The sequence below is a fragment of the Pseudomonas sp. PSKL.D1 genome (genome assembly GCF_028898945.1).
In the GTDB taxonomy this organism is placed as follows: Bacteria; Pseudomonadota; Gammaproteobacteria; order Pseudomonadales; family Pseudomonadaceae; genus Aquipseudomonas.
In genome coordinates this window covers 3,644,169-3,666,110 of sequence record NZ_CP118607.1, presented here as the reverse complement: position 1 = coordinate 3,666,110, position 21,942 = coordinate 3,644,169, and the positions used below count along the sequence as shown (strand labels likewise).

General features: G+C 63.8%; 16 protein-coding genes and 1 pseudogene. 11 read left to right on the top strand and 6 right to left on the bottom strand.

What is annotated here, in order from left to right:
* Window positions 1-41 precede the first annotated feature (41 nt).
* Entirely contained in the window at window positions 42-4,484 is a 4,443-nt protein-coding gene (locus PVV54_RS16215; protein WP_274906232.1) for an NEL-type E3 ubiquitin ligase domain-containing protein, read from the top strand.
* Between the two features lie 186 nt (window positions 4,485-4,670).
* Window positions 4,671-5,222 (top strand): DUF4174 domain-containing protein, encoded by a 552-nt coding sequence (locus PVV54_RS16210; protein ID WP_274906231.1) that lies wholly within the window; start codon window positions 4,671-4,673, stop codon window positions 5,220-5,222.
* Between the two features lie 10 nt (window positions 5,223-5,232).
* Here PVV54_RS16210 and PVV54_RS16205 read toward each other — a convergent pair whose 3' ends face one another.
* Together PVV54_RS16205 and PVV54_RS16200 are read right to left on the bottom strand one after the other, a co-directional pair.
* Window positions 5,233-5,724, bottom strand: a complete 492-nt coding sequence (locus tag PVV54_RS16205) for an HvfX family Cu-binding RiPP maturation protein (RefSeq protein WP_274906230.1) — start codon at window positions 5,722-5,724, stop codon at window positions 5,233-5,235.
* Window positions 5,725-5,739: 15 nt separating this feature from the next.
* Window positions 5,740-6,360, bottom strand: coding sequence for a ferric reductase-like transmembrane domain-containing protein (locus tag PVV54_RS16200; RefSeq protein ID WP_274906229.1), 621 nt, complete (start codon window positions 6,358-6,360; stop codon window positions 5,740-5,742).
* Window positions 6,361-6,707: 347 nt separating this feature from the next.
* Between PVV54_RS16200 and PVV54_RS16195 the strand changes: the two are divergent.
* Window positions 6,708-7,157: pseudogene (locus tag PVV54_RS16195) on the top strand (OmpA family protein); the annotation flags it as partial.
* Between the two features lie 87 nt (window positions 7,158-7,244).
* Here PVV54_RS16195 and PVV54_RS16190 read toward each other — a convergent pair.
* A complete protein-coding gene (locus tag PVV54_RS16190; RefSeq protein ID WP_274906228.1) occupies window positions 7,245-8,528 on the bottom strand; it encodes a sensor histidine kinase in 1,284 nt (427 codons plus the stop codon).
* The gene (locus tag PVV54_RS16185; protein ID WP_274906227.1) at window positions 8,525-9,265 is read right to left on the bottom strand and encodes a response regulator; all 741 of its coding nucleotides are present in this window, start codon (window positions 9,263-9,265) and stop codon (window positions 8,525-8,527) included. Before PVV54_RS16185 ends, PVV54_RS16190 begins: the two co-directional genes overlap by 4 nt.
* A gap of 218 nt (window positions 9,266-9,483) precedes the next feature.
* Here PVV54_RS16185 and PVV54_RS16180 point away from each other — a divergent pair, with 218 nt between their 5' ends.
* Window positions 9,484-9,759: a DUF2790 domain-containing protein gene (locus PVV54_RS16180; protein ID WP_274906226.1), complete on the top strand. Its 276-nt coding sequence runs from the start codon at window positions 9,484-9,486 to the stop codon at window positions 9,757-9,759.
* On the top strand, window positions 9,749-10,282 hold the full coding sequence (locus PVV54_RS16175; protein ID WP_274906225.1) for a thioredoxin family protein: 534 nt from the start codon (window positions 9,749-9,751) through the stop codon (window positions 10,280-10,282). The genes PVV54_RS16180 and PVV54_RS16175 overlap by 11 nt, the downstream gene beginning before the upstream one ends.
* Before the next feature lie 83 nt (window positions 10,283-10,365).
* Here PVV54_RS16175 and PVV54_RS16170 read toward each other — a convergent pair whose 3' ends face one another.
* Both PVV54_RS16170 and aroQ read right to left on the bottom strand, forming a co-directional pair.
* Window positions 10,366-11,214: a shikimate dehydrogenase gene (locus PVV54_RS16170; protein ID WP_274906224.1), complete on the bottom strand. Its 849-nt coding sequence runs from the start codon at window positions 11,212-11,214 to the stop codon at window positions 10,366-10,368.
* The gene (gene aroQ, locus PVV54_RS16165; protein ID WP_274906223.1) at window positions 11,211-11,660 is read right to left on the bottom strand and encodes a type II 3-dehydroquinate dehydratase; all 450 of its coding nucleotides are present in this window, start codon (window positions 11,658-11,660) and stop codon (window positions 11,211-11,213) included. Before aroQ ends, PVV54_RS16170 begins: the two co-directional genes overlap by 4 nt.
* Window positions 11,661-11,856: 196 nt before the next feature.
* Here aroQ and PVV54_RS16160 point away from each other — a divergent pair, with 196 nt between their 5' ends.
* From PVV54_RS16160 to PVV54_RS16135, 6 genes are all read left to right on the top strand, one after another.
* On the top strand, window positions 11,857-13,065 hold the full coding sequence (locus PVV54_RS16160) for a TolC family protein (RefSeq protein WP_274906222.1): 1,209 nt from the start codon (window positions 11,857-11,859) through the stop codon (window positions 13,063-13,065).
* 41 nt (window positions 13,066-13,106) lie between these two features.
* On the top strand, window positions 13,107-14,327 hold the full coding sequence (locus tag PVV54_RS16155; RefSeq protein ID WP_274906221.1) for an efflux RND transporter periplasmic adaptor subunit: 1,221 nt from the start codon (window positions 13,107-13,109) through the stop codon (window positions 14,325-14,327).
* Between the two features lie 16 nt (window positions 14,328-14,343).
* Window positions 14,344-17,481, top strand: a complete 3,138-nt coding sequence (locus PVV54_RS16150; RefSeq protein WP_274906220.1) for an efflux RND transporter permease subunit — start codon at window positions 14,344-14,346, stop codon at window positions 17,479-17,481.
* 89 nt (window positions 17,482-17,570) lie between these two features.
* Window positions 17,571-18,104: a sigma-70 family RNA polymerase sigma factor gene (locus PVV54_RS16145; RefSeq protein ID WP_274906219.1), complete on the top strand. Its 534-nt coding sequence runs from the start codon at window positions 17,571-17,573 to the stop codon at window positions 18,102-18,104.
* Window positions 18,101-19,072, top strand: a complete 972-nt coding sequence (locus PVV54_RS16140; protein WP_274906218.1) for a FecR domain-containing protein — start codon at window positions 18,101-18,103, stop codon at window positions 19,070-19,072. Before PVV54_RS16145 ends, PVV54_RS16140 begins: the two co-directional genes overlap by 4 nt.
* A 92-nt stretch (window positions 19,073-19,164) precedes the next feature.
* Window positions 19,165-21,702 (top strand): TonB-dependent siderophore receptor, encoded by a 2,538-nt coding sequence (locus PVV54_RS16135; protein WP_446731419.1) that lies wholly within the window; start codon window positions 19,165-19,167, stop codon window positions 21,700-21,702.
* The last annotated feature ends 240 nt before the right edge of the window (window positions 21,703-21,942 follow it).

The window sequence follows — 21,942 nt, the reverse complement described above, 5'->3', positions numbered from 1 at the left end:
TACTGCCTAGGCTCGTGACCTCCTGCTCGTTGGAGGCCGTCATGCCAGAAGTTGCCGAAAAATCACAGCCCGAAGTAGACACGCTCGCCGTCGCGCAAGCGTACCAGGATCAGTTGATTGCGAAGCGCTTGCCCGACTGGGTGAGCCAATTGAACGAATCTGAATTCACAGCGCTCAGCGAAGCGCTGCGCCAATTGCTGAGGTGTAACCAGCAGCTTTCGGTGGTGTTTGCCCAAGTGCGTAATATCGACGATTTCGCCAGGCCGTTGCTCAATCAGGCGCTTGACGGGTACGGGCACCTGGATGTGGATGCGCTCTACTTTCGTAAATGGTACGTCTACGAGGCCTACACGAGCAGTTACTTCGCTGGCCGCGTTCCGGTCCCTGACAGCGATTACTACGACTTGCCACTGATTGAGGCGGCGCTCTACAACTTCACCGCGCAGGAGCAAAGCGAACAGCCTCGGCATAACGGCTTGGTCGACACCAAAGGCGTCAGGCAGGCAGGGCTTTCTGCCGTGGCGTTCGCAAAGGTATGCCGTGACCTGGATGTGGGGCAGCGTTATCAGGAACACTTGAGCGAGGTGCTGGTTACAGGCCAGGACAAGCATGACGTACGGGCGACCCTCGCACAGTTTCAGCGCAGCAGCATGCTGGCCGACGCCGTGCAGGCAAAGGCGCAGGGCGTATTGAGTGGCCAGGAACTGCAACTGATAATCGGCCTGTGCCGCGACGGCAAGCCCGGCACGCTTGCCGGCGCGCCAGTTCACGCCAGGCAACTGAAGATTTTCGGTTGCCCCTTGCAGCATGTCGTGGTGCTGGACGTCATCGACGTCGGAGTGGTCTACAACTCGACCAAACGGGTGCTGGTATACGTCCCTGCCGACCCTGAAGGCGCGTGGAGCGCATGTGATGATTTGGAGGACTATGCGCGCAGGGTGCTTGGCATGCGCCTGCGCCAAAAGTCCTACAGGCAGTTTTTCAGCCGGTTTGTGCGCCGTCGCGAAAGCCACAAGCTCTTTGCCGCGGTCAACGAGCGGCTGAATGACGTCGCCGACTGGGCAACGCGTGACCTTGATGAGCAAACCACAGGCTACCCGCTGCCACTGTTCGAGCACCTGGCTGACGCCTGGGTTGCACAGATCAAGGACGACGCGGCGATTATCGCCCCACCCGTGGCACAACTGGACCGCCAGGCCCAGGCCGAGCATGACCGGCGCCTGATGGCTGAAGGCTGGACCTTGCTGGCCATTGCCGGGCTGTACATGCCTGCGATTGGCGCAGTGATGGCGGCGGTAATGGTCTATGAGCTGTTGGAAGAGGCTTACCAGGCAATCACCGACTGGCAGGACGACGAGCATGATGCTGCGCTGGAGCACCTGTTGACCGTGGGTAAGCAGGTCGTACTGGTTGGCGCTACGGCCGCATCGGTAGCCGTGGTGCGTCGCGCATGGAGCCAGGTGGATACCTTGATTTCGGCACGCCTGGAGGGCGGCAGCGAGAAGCTTTGGAACGGCGACCTGCAGCCGTACCACAGTGAAAGCCCGCCGGCTGCGGCGGTGATGGATGAGCAGGGCATCTATCGACAAGGGAGCAATCACTGGATCGAGATACAGAACCATTGGTACCGCATTATCCAGGATAATCCGGATGCGCCGTGGCGATTGATGCCCTACCGGGGCCACAGCCCCCAATTGCGTCACAACGGTGCAGGCGCCTGGCGGCTGTGGCATGAGCAGCCAGCTGAATGGACCGATGCCCGCATGATGTTCCGGCGCCTGGGCCGGCCTTACAGTGGGCTGGACGACCTGCAGGTTGATCAGGTCATGGCCATCCATGGTCTTGACATTGACCACTTGCGGGCGCTGCATGTCTACCAACGGCGTGCAGAAGCCGGCATGGCAGACACCGTTACCCGCCTGCTGCTGGCCGGCCGAATCCGCACATTGATCGATCAGCTTCAGGGCGGCCAGCACATTACCGACACGGTGTTGCTGGCGCGTGCCCAGGCGCTGGCCGGTGCCGCCGGGAAAGAAGGCCGCGCACTGGCCGATGTGCTGTGGAGCCAGCGTCGCGACGTGTTGCAGTCGTTGTATGAGGAGATGTACACCGATGCCGAAGGCAGTGAAATCCTGCGCCGGGATTTCGCAAGCCTGCACCGGCTGGCGGCGGATGAGGTGCTGCGCATGGCCAGCGCGCAAGACCGTCAGACCCTGCTCGATACGCAAAGGGTACCGCTGCAAATGGCCCAGATGGCCAGGTCGCAGGTTCAGGCCACCCGCGTCGCACGGGTGCGTGAGGCGCTGATCATCGATACCCCCCAGACCCTCGACCTTGCGCGGGTTTCACTGAAGCTGCTGGCACGTTTGCCGCAGGCGGCCAGCCTGCCAGGCTGGCGCCTGTTCGATGGCGACTCCAGCCAGCCATTGCTGACCATTGAAGGTGCAGGCACCTTGCGCGACCTGGTTCACCATGAAGGGCGGTTTACCCTGCTGGCGGCCCAAGGGGAGGCCCAGGCAGAAGGTGGCGAACTGTTCGCAAGCATGGCGATGGCCTACTCCGCGCCAGAGCGTGCCCTGTTGGGCCTCACAGAACCCGCCGGATCGGCGTTGCGCGCGCACCTGGCCACGGAGGCTGAACGCCAGCATCAGCACATCGCGGGATGGCTCGGCATTCAGCAGCCAAGGGCCATGTTCCTTGCGCCCCTGCGGCTCGACGAAGCCAGGGTCGGGTATCCGCTGAGCGGCGGCAGGTTCTGGGCAACCCTGGGCGCGCGAAGCCCGCGAGCGCTTCAGGCCAGGCTGCGAGACCTGTTCCCGGCGTTCAGCGACGAGCAGATCGGGCGTTGGCTGCAGGCGCAGGAGGCACCGCAGCGCCTGGAGGCCCTGGAGCGCCAATACGACCTGCTGACCCGTCATCTGAACCAATGGGTGCGAAACGCTTTCCCGACACTGGAACTGTTTGCCCGGCGTGATTTCAGGCGAGGGCTGGTCGACTGCTGGCGCTGGCTCGTGCCGGAGATGGAAGGCGGCATGCTGGCAGAGCGGCGTTTCATTCTCAGCCAGACCCGCAGCCGGCTGCAGCAGTTACCAAGTATTCCGCAGGAGGTGAGTTTTCCGCATATCTCCATCCTCGCCATTCGCGCGATGCGCATGGAGATTGTGCCGGATGAATTTCTGCGGGCGTTCCCCAACCTGCGAAGCCTGGAAATTACCAACTGCCGGCTGACGCGCTTGCCATTACCCCAAGCCATTACCGAAAACCTGGAAGTGCTCGACCTGTCCGGTAACCAGATCGTGCTGGATGAAGGGCAAGCGCTGGTGCTGGCCAGTTGCAGTTCACTGGTGTACCTGAACTTGTCGAACAACCCGCTCGGCCGTAGCTTCTCGATTTTTGGCATGCCTCGCCTGAATGCGCTGTTGCTCAACCGCAGTCAGCTGGACACCTTCCCTTATGGCGTGCTGGACAGCCCCGAACTGCACACGCTCGACTTGCGCGACAACGGTTTGTATGAATTGCCAGATGGTTTGCATGAATCGGGCCTGTGGCGCACAGGCCGGGTCAACCTGCACGGTAACTTGCTGGACGCACCGTCTGCATCACTGAGTATCTGGCATTGGCTGGAGGAGAGCCGGGTACCCTATCGGCTGCGTTGGCTGGACGTGCTACCGATCAGCAGGCGCGATGACATGGCTGCGCTGTGGGTTCAGCTGGAAGCTGAACATGGCGCTGCAGATTTCTTCTCCACCATGGCGGCGCTCACGTCATCAGGCAATTTCAAATCTGCACCGTTGGCCAGAAACTTCAGTACCCGTCTGTTGAAGATGTTCGAGTACATGGAGAGGGATGATGTGCTGAAGCGAGAGCTGTTCGAAAATGCCGCCGTTGCCAACTGCCAGGATAATGCAACCATTCGCTTCTCGGACCTGGAGTTGCGTGTGCTGGTGTGGCGTGCACGTCATGGCGAGCTCGCGCAACATCCCGAGCGCGCGCTGCTGCATCTGGGGGGGCAGTTGTGGCGCATGAACGTGCTGGACCAGGTTGCTGCAGAGCATGCCATCAGGGTGGGCGCGGGCAGCGAATCGATCGAGTTCGCGCTGGCCTACCGGATTCAACTGCGTGCTGTGCTCGACCTGCCAATCGAGCAGGATGACATGTTGTATTTCGGCATTCCAAACCTGAACGCCTGGGACATCAACCAGGCCAGGCGCATGGTGCTGGCAGCGCAAACGGTGGAAAACCTTGCCCAGTACATGGCCAGGCAACCGTTCTGGCAGGACTACCTTAAAAGCAGCTCCGATAGCCGTTTGCAGGTGCCGGAGTCTTACCACGATGAACTGGAACGGCTGATGGCGTTGGGTGATCATGAGCATGAAATCGCGCTTTTGCACATCGACAATCAGCAACGCGAACATGAGGTGCTGCTGCAATTGACCCGTGAGGCCATGGGCAGGGCAGGTTTCATACCTGGCTACATATCCTGACCCCTGGCCGCTTTGAACTATGCTCTAACTGGGCTGTGATGTTTCCGGAGATGTCGCAGCCCGGTCATGGTAATCGGAAGTTACCTTTGTGCCGAGCAGGCTTCAAGCAAGTGGTTTAGGCTCCCGCGTCGGATCTTTCTCCATGATCTGTAGTCTTTGGTTTATCGAGAGAATAAGGAGATACGCATGCTCGTCCGGTCACTGACCCTCGCCACCTTGCTCGCCCTGACGGGCCCGCTGTATGCCGCCGACAGTGATGCACCGCTGGCCAAGGAGCTGGGCAAGGCCAGGCCTTTGGTGGTCATCGCACCGAGCAGTGCCGACCCCACCTTGCGCGGCCTGAACGACGCCCTGAAAGACCCGGCTACCCAGGCCGCCTTCAAGGAGCGTGGCCTGGTGCTGTACAGCGTGGCCAACATGATGGGCAAGCGCGAAGACAAGAACCTTGAGCAGCAGACCACCATGGCCCTGATCCGTGAACTCAAGCTCGGTGCCAGCAAGGGCACCAAGGTGATCCTGATCGGCAAGGATGGCGAGCGGCATATGCTCAAGGACGATGACACCGGCGAGAAGATCGACCCGCAGGCCATCTTCAAGGCCGTTGACGACTTGCCAGCAACCGAAAAAAACGTGGCTGCGCCAGAGCCGGTGGCGGCAGTGCCCGAGCCCAAGGTCAAGGACACCAAGCCCGCCAAGCCGGCAAAACCTTCCGCGCCACCCAAGCCCCTCGAAGATTGACCACCTGCGGTCAATGTTGCAGCAGGCGCGCCTTGAGCCAGTGGTCCAGGCTCAGGCGCCCCGATCCCTTCAACAGCAGCGGTAGCAGTGCCACCAGGTAAATCAGCGGCAGCTTGAAGTTGCCGTAACCCTGGTTGGTGATGGCGTAGCCCTGCGCCAGCTCTGCAAGGCTCGACCAGTGAGCGGGCCAGTGCACCGCTGCGATGGCCACCACGGTCACCACCATCAGCCCGGCGGATGCCAGCCGGGTACCTAAACCCAGCAAGAGCAGCAAGGGCAGGATCAGCTCCGCCCACATCGACAATTGCCAGTTCAGCTCCGCCGGCAACGCGCTGAAGGGGAAGGGGAAGCTCGACTGCAGGTCGGCAAACCAGTTGGCGCCGTTGAATTTCTCCAGCCCGGATTCGAAAAACTCCCAGGCCAGAAACAGCCGCAGTGGCAGGTCGGCACTCCAGTTGCCGAGGCGATCGATGTGGCTCAAGGTGCGGGTCAGGGTTGTCATGGTCGTCATCTCGGTTCAGGAAAGGGCGGTGACGGCGCGGCGTTGGCGCTGCGCCAGCTTGGCGGTGAGCTTGAAGGCGATGGCGCTGAACACCAGGGCGAAGGCCAGCGGATACCAGCCGCCCATGGGGATGCGCTTGTAGAACGACAGGCAGAACACCCCGGCCAGCACCCACATGCCGGTGCTGTGCAGCAGCTTCCAGGCACGGCCGCCCATCAAGCGCATGGGGGCCTTGAACGATGTGAGGGTAAGCAGCAGCAGGAACAGGTAGCCGATGCTGCCCGGCAGGCTTGAGGTAACCGTGCGCCCGGCCCAGAACAGCTCAGGGAATTGTTGGGCGTAGCGGTAGATCAGCACGCCATGCACGGTGTGGGAAAAGGCGAAGGCCAGGCCCAGAAAGCGCCGCTCTCGTAGCAGGCGCCGGGTGCCCGGGCCGGGCAGCAAGGTCACCAACGAAGAGGCCAGAAAGGCCATCAGGAACAACACCAGCGAACTGCGCGCCGTGGCGCGGATGGCACTGCGCAGGCCGCCGGAGCCGGGTGGGTACGCGGCCAGTATCAGGGCTGTCATCAGTAGCGTCAGGGCGGCGAGGGCGGCGAACAGCTTCCAGCCGGAGGGCAGGGTGAGGGGCTTCATCGGTGGGTCTCCCGGTAGGTCTTGGTGTGACCGGGAGTGTGCGGGGGTAGGGTATCTGCAGTGTGTCGAGGGGTGGGGGTTGTGTATCAGTGTGTAGAGAGGCTTTGAGTGCTGGGTTCGAGTATTTCAATTGCAATCAGAATAAGCACCATGCGCGCAGGAATTGGTGGGTTGTATGTAGGATTTTTTTACCAACTAATGTAGGGCAATTCTAAATTTGGCTGCTGCACTGGAGTCCAGGGATAACTTGGACCACGTTATCTCCGAGTGTGCCGGGATACCCGATAACCTCTCGCATTTACAAGAAGGTAACAACTCTCCTAATCCTGCAAAAGGAAGTTCGCGAAATGGCCGAGAAAAAGTGGTCTGAAGCGTTACGTGATGGCGCGATTTGGCTTTGCTTCCCAGCGGCCGCCGCCGTACTCATGTTGATGGTTTGGTTCACCCGCCAACCCGACTGGCCAGAGCTTGGCCACGATCTGCAGACATCGCAGGCAGTCGAATTGGACAGCTTTGACCTGTTCGACACAGGCAGCGCCCAGCTCAGGCCCGGCTCTGAAAACCGCTTGGTCAACGTCCTTGCGCATATCAAAACCAAACCCGGCTGGTTGATCGTGATCGCCGGCCACGCCGACGCCAGTGGTGATGCCCTGCGTAACCTCGAACTGTCCCGCGCCCGCGCGAACGCCGTGCGAGACTGGATCAAGCAAGTGGGGGAGGTTCCGGACAGTTGTTTCGCCATACAGGCCTTCGCCGCCACGCTGCCGCTTTCGAGCAACGACACCCCAGCCGGCAGGGCTGCCAACCGCCGGGTGCAAATCCGCCTGGTGCCTGACTTCGGTGCCTGTTCAGTGAGCGAGCAAGGCCCGCTCACAACCGGGTTATTACAGCTCGATCTGCGCGCACAACCCGCCACCCTGGCGGTTGCTCAAGGTCAATTGCCCCCCCATGGCCTGGGTCAGCTGCTGCGCAATCGCCAGCCCCAAACCGGTGCCACCGGTGCTGCGGTTGCGTGAGCTTTCCACACGGTAGAACGGCTTGAGCACTTCATTGAGCTCTTCTGCCGGTATGCCCGGCCCGTCGTCGAGTATGCGGATCAACGTGCGGCCTTGTTCGCGGCTGACTTCAAGCTGCGCCTTGCCAGCAAACTTCAGGGCGTTGTCCACCAGGTTCACCAACACCCGGCGCAGAGCGTGGGGGCGGGTTTCCAGCAAGCTGCCGGAGGTGCCGTGGCGTTCGACCTGGGCGCCGCTGTCCTGGTAGTCGAACACCAGGCTGTCGAGGAAGGCGTCCAGGTTGATACGGCAGGGGGCCTCGGTGTTGATGTCCATGCTGCGGGCATAGGCCACGCCTTCGCGCACCAGGTGCTCCATGGCGTCCAGGTCGTGCCAGAGTTTGTCTTTCTCCAAGCCTTCGTCCATTACCTCGACGCGCAGTTTCATGCGGGTGATGGGGGTTTGCAGGTCGTGGGAAATCGCCGCCAGCAGCTGCATGCGCTCTTTCAGGTAGGCGGCAATGCGTGCCTGCAGGGCATTGAAGGCGACCGCGGCATATTTGACTTCGCGCGGGCCGCTTTCATCCAGCAGCACGCCGGGTTTGTCCGGGTCGAGGGTATCGACCGCCTGGGCCAGGCGGGTCAGCGGGCCGATGGCCAGGCGTACCGCCAGCCAGGTGCAGATCAGCAGCACGCCCAGCTGGATCAGCAGCACCAGTGGCAGCCAGCGCGCCACCGGCACCGGTGCCGGGGTCACATCGATGGTCAGCGGCGCGCCATCGGCCAGGCGCAAATGGGCCTGGAAGTGGGCGTTGGGGCCGGGGATGTCCTGGAACGTCAGGCGGTACTGGCTGCCGATGGCCTTGACGATCGATTCGGCGGCCATGGGCGGGTCGCTGGATGGCATGGCTTGGCCCGACAGGCCGCCGTCCAGCCGGTAGCGGTAGGTACGCCGCTCCAGGCGCGGCAGCCAGGCGGCGCGCTCGGCGGCAGGCAGGCGGTCGAGGATGGCCACGGAGGTGGCCACGTCCAGCTCCAGGTTGCTGAGCATCATCGAGCGGCTGCTGATGTATCGCTCGTAGGCCTGCAGGCTGAACGACAACCCGTAGGCCAGCACCAGCCCGGTGAAAAAGATCAGCGCCAGGCGTGAGGCCAGGGTGCGTGGCCACTTCATGACGGTGACTCGAGCAGTTGCACGGCCAACGAGAACACGTAGCCTTCGCTGCGCACGGTCTTGATGCAGCTGGGCTCGCGGGCATCGTCGCCCAGGCGCTGGCGCAGGCGGCTGACCAGCAGGTCGATGGAACGGTCGAAAATGTCGGCTTCGCGGCCTTGGGTGAGGTTGAGCAGTTGCTCACGGCTGAGCACCCGCTGGGGGTGGTCGAGAAACACCCGCAGCAGGCGGTATTCGGCCCCGCTCAGGGCTACCAGTGTGCCTTCGCTGTCGAGCAGGTGGCGTGCGGTGGTGTCCAGGCGCCACTGGCCAAAGCCAAGCAGGCGGCTGCTTTCGCTGATGGTCAGGTTGGGTGGCAGCATGCGTGTGCGGCGCAGCACGGCGTTGATGCGGGCCAGCAGTTCGCGGGCCGAAAAAGGCTTGGTGAGGTAATCGTCGGCGCCCATTTCCAGGCCGATGATGCGGTCGGTTTCGTCGTTGCGCGCGGTCAGCATCAGCACCGGCGTGTTGCGGTGCTTGCCGGCACGCAGTTCGCGGCACAGCAGCAGGCCATCGTCGCCGGGCATCATGATGTCGAGCACGATCAAGTCGACGCTGTTGCCTTCAAGGAACGCGCGCATTTGCCGGCCATCGGCAACGATGCTGGTGCGCAGGCCGTTCTTCTTCAGGTAGTTGCCGACCAGCTCGCGGATTTCGCGGTCGTCGTCGACGATCAGGATGTGATCGACATGTTCCATTGCTGGGGTCCTGTGCAAGGGGAATGGGCGCAGTGTACAGAGCGCAAGGTGGCTTGCCTGCCGGGGTTTGTATTGCAGTGTATCTGGCGTGGATACAGATACAGGAGGAAGCAGATCACAGGTTTGGGCGACACATGCGCGATACCTGCCAGGCGTGAAATGGCTCTCGACCGGGAAGCAAACCTTCCCACCCACTGAAGATGCACAGGAGAGATGCCATGAACGTCAAAACCCTCGCCACCGCCAGCCTGTTTGCCATGCTGAGCTTCGGCACCATCGCCGCACAGGCCAGCACCATGCCCATGCAGGACGGCAGCGCGATGCAGTACCGCTACGGTGACCACCTGGACGTCAAAAAGGTGCTGTCGGTGAAAGACGACCAAAGCAACGCCTGCGGGGTGGTCAACACCCGCATGACTTACCTGGACTCCAGCGGCCAGACCGAATCGGTGCAGTACCGTACCTACGCCACCGGCGGTTGCCATGACAATTGATCGGCGGCTGCTCAAAGCAGGCGGCGTGGCCCTGGCGCTGGTAGGCCTGGGCCTGGCCGGCCACTTGATGGCCCGCGACAGCTACGGCCCCATGCCTGCGCTGTCGGGCGCCAGTGAGTGGATCAATTCACCGCCGCTGGATGCACCGGAGCTCAAGGGCAAGGTGGTGTTGGTGGACTTCTGGACGTGGGACTGCATCAACTGCAAACGCAGCCTGCCGCATGTGAATGAGTGGGCCCGGCGCTACGCCGACCAGGGGCTGGTGGTGGTGGGGGTGCATACCCCGGAGTACGACTACGAGCATGATGTGGGGCAGTTGAAACACAAGGTGGCCAGCCTGGGCATTGGCTACCCGGTTGCGGTGGATAACGACTACGCGGTGTGGAATGCCTGGGGCAACCAGTTCTGGCCGGCGCATTATTTTGTCGACCGGCAGGGGCAGGTGCGGCATGTGCACTTTGGCGAGGGGGATTATGCGGGGCAGGAGAAGGTGATTCAGGAGTTGCTGGGTGAGAAGGGGTGACCTGTGCCGCCTTCTCGCGGATAAATCCGCTCCTACAGCGGTTGTAGGAGCGGATTTATCCGCGATGAAGCCCACTCGGTCTATCAGGCAAAACTGGCAAAATGCGCCTGCATCCGCCCCGCATCCGCCTTGTACCCGCTGAACAACTCAAACGCCTTCACCGCCTGGAACACCGCCATGTTGCTGCCATCCAGCGTACGGCAACCCAGCGCCCGTGCCGCGCGCAGCAGCTCGGTTTCCAGCGGGAAGTAGATGATTTCCGCCACCCACAGACCCGTGTGCAGCAGCGCCACCGGCAGCGGTGTGCCGGGCAGCTTGGCCATGCCGACCGGCGTGGTGTTCACCAAGCCATCTGCCGCCGCCACTTCGCTGGCCAGGTCCGAACCCACCACCGCCCGGCCTGCGCCGAAATGTCCATTGAGGTTGTCCATCAAGGCCTGGGCTCGCGCGGCATCCACTTCGAATAGCACCAGTTGCTCCACGCCTTCGCTCAACAAGGCATGCGCGACTGCCGAACCGGCACCACCGGCGCCCATCTGCACCACCTTGCGCCGTGCCACGTCCGGCAGGCCCCGGCGCAGGCCTTCGGCAAAGCCCAGGCAGTCGGTGTTGTGGCCCACCCGCTTGCCGTCCTTGAGCACCACGGTGTTCACCGCGCCAATACCGCGCGCTTCGTCCGACAGCTCATCAAGCAGCGGCAGGATTGCCTGCTTGAACGGATAGGTGATGTTCAAACCGGTAAAGCCGGTGTGCTGCGCGGCATCCAGCAGCTGGGGCAGGGCACTGTCGTCCAGTTGCAGTTGGTCGGCATCGATCAGCCGGTACAGGTAGCGCATGGCTTGGGCATCGCCCTCATGCTCATGCAGTGCCGGGGTGCGGGACAGCTGGATACCACGGCCGATCAGGCCGGCGAGGATGGCAGGCTGGCTCATGCGGCGTGCTCCCGGAACAGGTCGGCGAAGTGGGCCAGGGCCATGCGGTAGCCATGGCTGCCCAGGCCGCAGATCACGCCCACGGCAATGGACGAGACGAACGACAGGTGGCGGAAGGGTTCGCGTTTGTGCACGTTGGACAGGTGCACTTCGATGACGGGCAACTCGCTGGCCACCAGGGCGTCGCGGATGGCCACCGAAGTGTGGGTCCAGGCGCCGGGGTTGATCACGATGCCGGCGCAGCGGTTGCGGGCGCCGTGGATCCAGTCGATCAGCTCGCCTTCATGGTTGGTCTGGCGAAATTCGATTTCCAGGCCCTGCGCATGGGCAGCGTCAGCGCAGCCCTGGGCGAGGTCGGCGAGGGTTTCGTGGCCGTACTGCGCCGGTTCGCGGGTGCCGAGCAGGTTCAGGTTTGGGCCGTTGAGCACGAGAACAAGGGGCTTCATGGCGATAATCGCTTTGTTGTTGTTGGATGCGCCTATGTTTGTACCAACCGGTTAGTTTCGTCAATTGAACGGGTTGTCGCACGGGCAATAGTGGGCGATTACCGGACATTACAAAATTGTAATGTGGGTGCCACCGAGGCGATAAGCACGCCTGCCTACAGTCCCTCGCGAACGCTCGTCGACGAGGATTTCCGAAGTGCCCACCCCCCGCAAGTTTGCCTTGCTCTGCCTGCTGCTGACGGCTACCAGCGCCACGGCCGGGCAGGGCCTGAGCCTGCCCGAGGCGCTCAGCGCTGCGTTGGCCAACAACCCTGAACTGGCCGCCGCCGGGCGCGAAATCGGCATCGCCGAGGGCGACCGGCGCCAGGCTGGGCTGATACCCAACCCGGAATTGTCCTGGGAAGTGGAGGACACCCGCCGCGATACCAGCACCACCACGGTCACCCTCAGCCAGCCGCTGGAGCTGGGTGGCAAGCGCGGCGCCCGCATTGACCTGGCCGAGCGCGGCCAGGCCATCGCGCAATTGGAGCTGGAGCGCCAACGCAACGGCCTGCGCGCCGAGGTGGTGCAGGCCTTCCACGCGGCCTTGCGGGCGCAGACCGCACTGGAGCTGGCCCGGCAATCCCAGGCGTTGACCGAACGTGGCCTGCAGGTGGTGCAAGGCCGCGTGACGGCAGGTCAGTCTTCGCCGGTTGAGGCCACGCGCGCCCAAGTGCAGTTGGCTCAGGCCCAAGCCGAAGTGCGCCGTGCCAACACCCAGCGCACGGTCGCCTATCAGGCGTTGGCCCGGCTGACCGGCAGCCCGCTGGCGAGCTTTGACCAGTTGCAGGCCACTGACCTGTCGCCCGGTACCGCACCCAGCGCCGAAGCCTTGCTGGCCAAGGTCGAGCAGACCGTCGAATGGCGCCTGGCCGCCGCCCGGATCGAACAGGGTGACGCCGCCTTGGGCTCGGAGAAGTCCCAACGCATCCCCAACCTGACGGTCAGCGTTGGCAGCCAGTACAGCCGCGAAGACCGCGAGCGGGTCAACGTGGTCGGGTTGTCCATGCCCCTGCCGCTGTTCGACCGCAACCAGGGCAACGTGCTGGCTGCCGCCCGCCGCGCTGACCAGGCCCGCGACCTGCGTAACGCGGTGGAGCTGCGCCTGCGCAGCGAAACCCGCAGCGCCGTCAGCCAATGGCACACCGCCATGCAGGAAGTGGACGCCTATGACCGCACGATACTGCCCGCGGCGCAGCAGGCTGTGGACACCGCTACCCGTGGCTTCGAGATGGGCAAGTTTGCCTTCCTCGACGTGCTCGATGCCCAGCGCACCTTGATCGAGGCGCGCGGGTTGTACCTCGAGGCGCTGGCCTCGGCGACCGATGCCCGCGCGCAGGTCGAGCGGATGTACGGCGAGCAATAGGCGTTGGCCCCGGCAACAACCCTAAACACACAGGAACCCCCATGACCCCTCCACGCAAACTGGCCCTGCTGGCCGCCGCCATTGCCGTCCTCGGCCTCGGCACCCTGGCCTGGACCGGCAACCTCGGCCAGCCCGGCAGCACCACCGCCAAGCACGACGACCATGGCGAAGACAGCCACGGCCACGGCGAAGACCACGACAGCCATGGCGAAGAAGCGCCTGGCGCTGAACATGCCGACGAAGAAGGCGCACTGCACCTGTCTGCCGCCCAGATCGATGCCGCCGGCATCCAGCTGGCCGTAGCCGGCCCACGGCAACTGGGTACCGCCATCAGTTTCCCGGGCGAAATCCGTTTCGATGAAGACCGCACCGCCCACGTGGTCCCCCGCGTGCCCGGCGTGGTCGAGTCGGTGCACGCCGACCTCGGCCAGCCGGTCAAGCGCGGCCAGGTGCTGGCGGTCATTGCCAGCCAGCAGATCTCCGACCTGCGCAGCGAGCAGCAGGCCGCCCAACGCCGTTTGGAACTGGCACGCCTGACCTTCCAGCGCGAGCAGCAACTGTGGCAGGAACGCATCAGCGCCGAGCAGGACTACCTGCAGGCCCGTCAGGCGTTGCAAGAGGCCGAAATCGCCCAGGCCAACGCCCGGCAAAAAGTCTCGGCGGTAGGCCCGGCGGGGGCCGGCAACCGTTTCGAACTGCGCGCCCCGTTCGATGCCGTGGTGGTCGAGAAGCACCTGACCGTGGGCGAGGTCGTCGACGAAACCAGCAACGCCTTCACCCTTTCAGACCTGAGTCGGGTCTGGGCCACCTTCGCCGTTGCCCCGCGCGATCTGGCAAAGGTCACCACCGGGCGTAGCGTCACGGTCAGCGCGCCAGACCTCGGGGCGCAGGTCCAGGGCCAGGTCAACTACGTCGGCAACCTGCTCGGCGAGCAGAACCGCGCCGCCACCGTGCGCGCCACCCTGGCCAACCCCAACGGCGCCTGGCGCCCGGGGCTGTTCGTAAGCATCGCGGTCAGCGTCGAGCGCTTCGAGGCTGGCGTCGTGGTGCCCGAGAGCGCGCTGCAAACCTGGGAAGAACAAACCGTGGTCTTCGCCCGCACCGAAGAAGGCTTCGAGGCACGCCCGGTGAGCACCGGCCGACGCGATACCGGCCAGGTGGAAATTACCGCCGGCCTGGCCGCTGGCACCCAGGTGGCTGCCGCCGGCAGTTTTGTCCTCAAGTCGGAGCTCGGCAAGGGCTCTGCCGCGCACAGCCATTGACCCCGGGGGCACCTGCATGTTCGAACGCCTGATCCAATTTGCCATCGAGCAACGCCTGGTGGTGATGCTTGCCGTGGTGCTAATGGCCGCCGTGGGCATCCATAGCTACCAGAAGCTGCCCATCGACGCCGTACCGGACATCACCAACGTCCAGGTGCAGATCAACACCGCCGCGCCCGGCTATTCGCCACTGGAAACCGAGCAACGCATCACCTTCGCCATCGAAACGGCCATGGCCGGCCTGCCCGGCCTCAAGCAGACCCGCTCACTGTCGCGCTCCGGGTTGTCGCAGGTGACGGTCATCTTCGAGGACGGCACCGACCTGTTCTTCGCCCGCCAGCTGGTCAACGAGCGCCTGCAGGTGGCCCGCGAGCAGTTGCCCGCCGGCATCGAGGCCGGCATGGGGCCGATCTCCACAGGCCTGGGCGAGATTTTCCTGTGGACGGTTGAAGCCGAAGAGGGCGCGCTCAAGGACGACGGCACGCCGTACACCGCCACCGACCTGCGGGTGATCCAGGACTGGATCATCAAGCCGCAGCTGCGCAACGTACCCGGGGTGGCCGAAGTCAACAGCATTGGCGGCCATGCCAAGCAGTACCTGATTGCCCCGGAGCCCAAGCGCCTGGCGGCCTACAAGCTCACCCTCAACGACCTCATCGCAGCGCTGGAACGCAACAACGGCAACGTCGGAGCAGGCTACATCGAGCGCAATGGCGAGCAACTGCTGATCCGCGCGCCCGGCCAGGTGGCCTCGGCCGAGGACATCGCCAACATCGTTATCTCCAGCGTCGACGGCACGCCGATCCGCGTCAGCCATGTGGCCCAGGTGGGCCTGGGCCAGGAGCTGCGCTCCGGCGCCGCCACTGAAAATGGCCGTGAGGTGGTGCTGGGCACGGTGTTCATGCTGATCGGCGAAAACAGCCGGACCGTGTCCCAGGCCGTGGCCGCGAAACTGGTCGAGATCAACCGCAACCTGCCCAAGGGCGTGGCCGCAGTCACCGTGTATGACCGTACCAACCTGGTCGAAAAAGCCATCGCCACGGTCAAGAAAAACCTGGTTGAAGGCGCGATCCTGGTGATCGCCGTGCTGTTCCTGTTTCTGGGCAACATCCGCGCCGCGTTGATTACCGCCATGGTCATCCCGTTGTCGATGCTGTTCACGTTTACCGGCATGTTCAGCAACAAAGTCAGCGCCAACCTGATGAGCCTGGGGGCACTGGACTTCGGCATCATCGTCGACGGCGCCGTGGTAATCGTGGAAAACGCCATCCGCCGCCTGGCACACGCCCAGCAGCGCCATGGCCGCATGCTGACCCGTGCCGAACGCTTCCATGAAGTGTTTGCCGCCGCCCGCGAGGCGCGCCGGCCACTGATTTACGGGCAGTTGATCATCATGGTGGTGTACCTGCCGATTTTTGCCCTGACCGGTGTCGAGGGCAAGATGTTCCACCCCATGGCCTTCACCGTGGTGATTGCCCTGCTGGGGGCGATGATCCTGTCGGTGACCTTCGTACCGGCGGCCATCGCGTTGTTCGTCACCGGCAAGGTCAAGGAAGAAGAGGGCGTGGTCATGCGTACCGCCCGCCAGCGTTACGCACCGGTACTCGCCTGGGTACTCAAGCGGCGCAAGCTGGCCTTTGCCGGGGCGGCGGCGCTGGTGCTGCTGTCAGGTGTGATGGCCAGCCGCATGGGCAGCGAGTTCATCCCCAGCCTCAGCGAGGGCGACTTTGCCCTGCAGGCTTTACGCGTGCCGGGCACCAGCCTGACCCAGTCGGTGGACATGCAAAAACGCCTGGAGCAAACCATCATCGCCCAGGTGCCCGAAGTGGAGCGTGTATTTGCCCGCACCGGCACCGCCGAGATCGCTTCCGACCCGATGCCGCCGAACATTTCCGATGCCTACGTGATGCTGCGTCCGACGGCCCAGTGGCCCGACCCGGGCAAGCCGCGTGAAGCCCTGATTGCTGAGGTACAACGGGCCGCCGCCAGCGTGCCGGGCAGCAACTACGAGATGTCACAACCGATCCAGTTACGCTTCAACGAACTGATCTCTGGCGTGCGCAGCGACGTGGCGGTGAAGGTGTTCGGTGACGACATGGACGTGCTCAACCGCACAGCCGCGCAGATTGCCGGCAGTTTGCAGCAAGTGCCGGGGGCGTCGGAGGTGAAGGTCGAACAAACCACCGGCCTGCCGGTGCTGACCATCGACATCGACCGCGACAAGGCCGCCCGCCATGGGCTGAACGTCGGTGACGTGCAGGACGCCATTGCCATCGCCGTGGGCGGCCGCACGGCAGGCACGCTGTACGAAGGTGACCGGCGCTTTGACATGGTGGTGCGCTTGTCCGAAACGCTGCGCACCGACGTGGATGGCCTGGCCAGCCTGCTGATTCCGGTGCCTGCCAGCGCGGGCACCGGGCAGATCGGCTTCATCCCGTTGGCCCAGGTGGCGACCCTGAGCTTGCAGTTGGGCCCCAACCAGGTCAGCCGCGAAGATGGCAAGCGGGTGGTGGTGGTCAGCGCCAACGTGCGCGGGCGCGACCTGGGGTCGTTTGTCAGCGAGGCAGAGCAGGCCCTGCAGCAACAGGTGCCGATCCCGCCGGGCTACTGGACCCGTTGGGGCGGCCAGTTCGAGCAGTTGCAGTCGGCGGCCGAGCGCCTGCAAGTGGTGGTGCCGGTGGCCCTGCTGCTGGTGATGGCCTTGCTGCTGATGATGTTTAATAACCTCAGGGATGGTTTGCTGGTGTTCACCGGCATCCCCTTTGCCCTTACCGGGGGCGTGCTGGCACTGTGGTTGCGTGACATTCCGCTGTCGATTTCCGCCGGGGTAGGCTTTATTGCACTGTCCGGCGTGGCGGTGCTCAACGGCCTGGTGATGATCGCGTTCATCCGCAACTTGCGCGAAGAAGGGCGCAGCCTGCGTGTGGCCGTGGAGGAGGGGGCATTGACGCGCCTGCGGCCGGTGCTGATGACCGCCTTGGTGGCGTCGCTTGGGTTTATCCCGATGGCGCTGGCTACGGGCACTGGCGCCGAGGTGCAGCGGCCACTGGCGACGGTGGTGATCGGGGGGATCCTGTCGTCCACGGCGTTGACGTTGCTGGTGCTGCCAGCGCTGTACCAGTGGGCGTACAGGCGCGAAGACCCCATGGCCTAGATTGCACCCATGGTTGCCCAGGCGAGGCCGGATGAATTATCGTGATAAAAATTCGCATTTGCGAACCAATCACTTTAGCCCGGCCTCCCATGACCCAATCCATCGCCTGTGCCTATCGTGCCAAAGTGGCAAGCCTCTACGTGGACAACCACAGCTGGGTCCAGCAATGGATCGCCCGCCGCCTGGGTAACGCCAGCGACGCGGCGGAACTGGCCCAGGACGTTTTCGTGCGGCTGCTGGCCAAGCCACGCGAGTTCGACAGCGATGAACACGCCAGGGCGTACCTGAGCCGTACGTCCCTGCACCTGTGCGTCGACTTCTGGCGCCGCAGGCAATTGCACACGGCCTGGGCCGAAGCCTTGGCTCTGGTGCCCGAGAGCCATTGGCCATCTGCCGAGCACCAGGCCATCATCCTCGAAACCCTCGGCCAGTTGCAGGACATGCTCGAGCGCCTGCCGCCCAAAGTGGCCCAGGCCTTCAGCCTGTCGCAACTGCACGGCATGGGCTACCGCGAAATCGGCGAGGTGATGGGCGTTTCGGTGCGTACGGTGACCAAGTACATCGCCCAGGCGATGTTCAAATGCGCCCTGCTTGAAGCCGAGCTGGACGGGGTGCTGGTGTGAGCCAACAGGCGGGTTTCGACCACGCCACACTGGAATGCGCGGCACAGTGGTTTGCCCGCCTGCAGGCCGCACCCACTGATGCCAAATTGCACGCTCAATGGCAGCAATGGCTGGCGCAAGGCGACGCACAGTGCCAGGCCTGGGGTTATGTCGAGCGCGTGAGCCAGCGCTTCGGCGGGTTGCGCGAGCAAGGCCCTGCTGCCCATCAGGCCCTGGCCGGATTGCGGGCGGGCAAGCAAACGCGCCGTCGCCTGCTCAGCCAGTTCGGCCTGTTGGCCGGCGCTGGTGTGTTGGGTTGGCTGGGTTGGCGCAACGACAGCCTGGGCAGCCTCTACGCATGGCATGCGCGTTACCGCACCGCAGTGGGTGAGCGCCGACAGGAGCTGCTGAGCGACGGCACCCGGTTGTGGCTCAACACCGCCACCGCGCTGGATGTGGACGAGCAGGGCACACACCGCGAGCTGGTGCTGTACACCGGTGAAGTGCTGATCGAAACCGGCCACCTCGACCAACGGCCACTGCAGGTGCACACCCGCGCAGGGCTGCTGCAGCCGCTGGGCACACGCTTCAGCGTGCGTGAGCGCGGCCCGGCCACGCAGCTCAATGTGTATGAGGGGGCTGTGCGCATCACCTGCCAGGCCAGTGGGCAAACCGTTACGGTGCCGGCTGGCAACCAGGTTACCTTCGACAGCCAGGCCGCGGGCCCGCAAACGCGGGCCGATGCCAGCCGCGAAGCCTGGAGCCGCGGCCTGCTGCTGGCCGAGGACATGCCGCTGGCGCAGTTCATCGAAGCACTGGGTGCCTATCGCCCTGGCCACCTGGGCGTTGATCCGCGCGTGGCCGGGTTGCGGGTGATGGGCAGCTTCCCGTTGGCCGATACGGACCTGGCGCTGGCGCAACTGGAAGAGGTGCTGCCGGTGCGCGTGCAACGGCGTTTTGACTGGTGGGTGAGCGTGGTGCCGCGTTAGCGGCAAAAAAAGTTCGGCGAGGTGTTCCGGTTTTTTGTCCTGCTTCGGATTAACAGGAAACACCCCTGATCACCGGACGCCAAGGAGCCGGAATGCCCAGCCAACACAAACACGTTCCAAGCCAGCCGATCCCGCTGTTGCTCGCCATTGCCCTGAGCCTGGGCACCGCTGCGCCACTGATGGCCCCCAGTGTCGCGGTTGCCAGCGAAGCCCAACGCCAGGCGTTCGACATACCCGCCGGCCCGCTGGCCCGCCAGCTCAATGCACTGGCCGCGCAAACCGGCCTGCTGCTGGCCGCCGATGCCAACCTTACCCGTGACCGCCACAGCCACGCGGTGCAGGGCCAGTTCAGCGCACAAGAGGCATTGGACCTGATGCTGACAGGCAGCGGCCTTGCGGCCCAGCGCTCGGGTGACCGCTACCAGCTGGTGCTGGCACCCCAAGACAATGCCGGCGCAGCGCTTGAGCTTGGCGCCACCACGATCATGGGCCAAGGCATGGGTCAGGCCACCGAAAACACCGGCTCCTACACCCCGGGCCTGACCAGCGTCGGCTCCAAAAGCCCGACTTCGTTGAAGGAAACCCCGCAGTCGGTATCGGTCGTCACCCGCCAGCTGATCGAAGACCGCCAGATCACCGACATCAACGATGCGATGAAAGCGGTGCCGGGTGTGACCGTGCAAAGCGCCACATTCCGCATTCAGGACTTCTATTCGCGCGGCTTCCCGATCCAGAACATCCAGCTCGACGGTGCCGCGCCGATGGCGTTGGGCACCACTGCTGGCAGCTTCTATTCCTCCAACATCTACGACATGGCCGAGTTTGACCATGTTGAAGTACTGCGCGGTTCGAGTGCGCTGTTCGGCGGCACCGGCGACCCTGGCGGCATCATCAACCTGGTGCGCAAACGCCCGCTGGACTTCTATCAACTCAAGTTCACCGCGTCGGCAGGCAGCTGGGACAACTACCGCAGCGAAGTCGACGTAACCGGCCCGCTGGGTTTCGATGGCAAGCTGCGTGGCCGCATGGTCGTGGCCTACCAGGACCGCCAATACTTCGTTGACAACCGTGGCACCGACAAACCGGTGTTCTACGGTGTGCTGGAGGCCGATGTCACCGACGACACCATGCTCACCGCCGGCATGCGCTTCAACAGAGTGCACGAAACCGGCACTGCCTCGGCCCTGCCACGCTACAGCAACGGTGCCGACCTGGGGCTGCCACGCCACACCGGGCTGTCCACCACCTGGGCGTATGCCGACGGGTTTTCGCGCGAGTACTTCGCCAAGGTCGACCACCGCCTGAACGACGACTGGAAGCTGAACTTCAGCTACACCAACATCTACGACACCATCGAAACCAACAACGCCACCACCCTGGGCTCGGTGAACCCGGTCACCGGAACCGGCGTGACCCGCTACGGCACCTGGATCACCCAGTGGAGCGAGCAAAACCTGTGGGACGCCAACGTGTCGGGTGACTTCAGCCTGTTCGGCCTGAACCACCGGCTGGTGGTGGGTGGCGACTACCAGGAAATCGACAGCCGCTGGCAGGGCACTGGCCGTTTCACCACGGCCGGCGGCACGGTCAATGTCTTCGACCCCAACGCCACGCCGTGGGACGACCCGGGTACCCGGCCCATCGTCAGCCGCGATTACAAGCCCAACAGCCAGACCCAGTACGGCCTGTACTCAAGCCTGCGCCTGCAGGTGGCCGAGCCGCTTCACGTGATCCTCGGGGCGCGTGTACAGCGCTACAAGTTCGACCAGACCTACCAGACCGCCAACGCTGCCGGCACCGTCTGGACCCAGCAGTCGCGGGTCGACATGCGTGAGCCGACCAAGGTCACCCCCTTCGGCGGCATCGTCTACGACCTTACCGACGAGTGGGCGGCCTACGCCAGCTACGCCGAAATCTTCAAGCCGCAGCAAAACCTGCTGGCCGGGCCAGCGTCATCGGGCTCCACCCTGGACCCTATGACCGGCAAGACTTACGAAACCGGCATCAAGGGCGAGCTGTTCGGCGGTGCGGTCAACACCAGCATCGCGCTTTACTACACCAAGCGTGAAGACCAGGCGGTGCTCGACCCGAGCTACCCGTCCAGCTCGGTGCTGTTCGGTGGCAGTTGCTGCTACGTCAACGGCGGCGAGACGATCAGCAAGGGCATCGACATGGAAATCTCCGGTGAAGTGCTGCCGGACTGGATGCTGATGGCCAGCTACACCCTCAACCTCAACAAGAACCGTGACACCGGCACGGCACTGAGCACCGTCACGCCCAAACACATGGCCAAGTTGTTTACCACCTACCGCCTGCCGGGTGCTTTCAATGACTTCCGGGTGGGTGGCGGCGTGGACATCCAGAATGCGACCAAGGTCAGCGGTACCGCAGCGACCTTTGACAGCCAGGGCAACGTGGTGCAGGCGAGCGTGCCGTTCGAGTACCAGCAGAGCGGTTATGCCATCTGGAACGCGATGGTCGACTACCGCATCGACGAACACTGGAACGTCGCGCTCAACGGCAACAACCTGTTCGACAAGAAGTACTACCAGACCGTAGGCACCTCCACCTACGGCAACACCTACGGCGACCCGCGCAACTTCATGGTCACCGTGCGCGCCACGTACTGACGGGGCTTTCAGCTCAATACCTGTAGGAGCGGATTCATCCGCGAGGCGGGCGCCGCGGTAAATGGCACCGGCTTTGCCGGTGATCGCGGCTAAAGCCGCTCCTACAGGCGCTGTGCAAGCTTCGAGCACGTCAGTTCTCCTGCCTCGACCGCATTCTCATCAATCCGACTCGCCCCGCGGACACCGACGCAGCCGGCGCCATCCTCATACATTTGTACAACCACGCCCCCGAGCATCGAC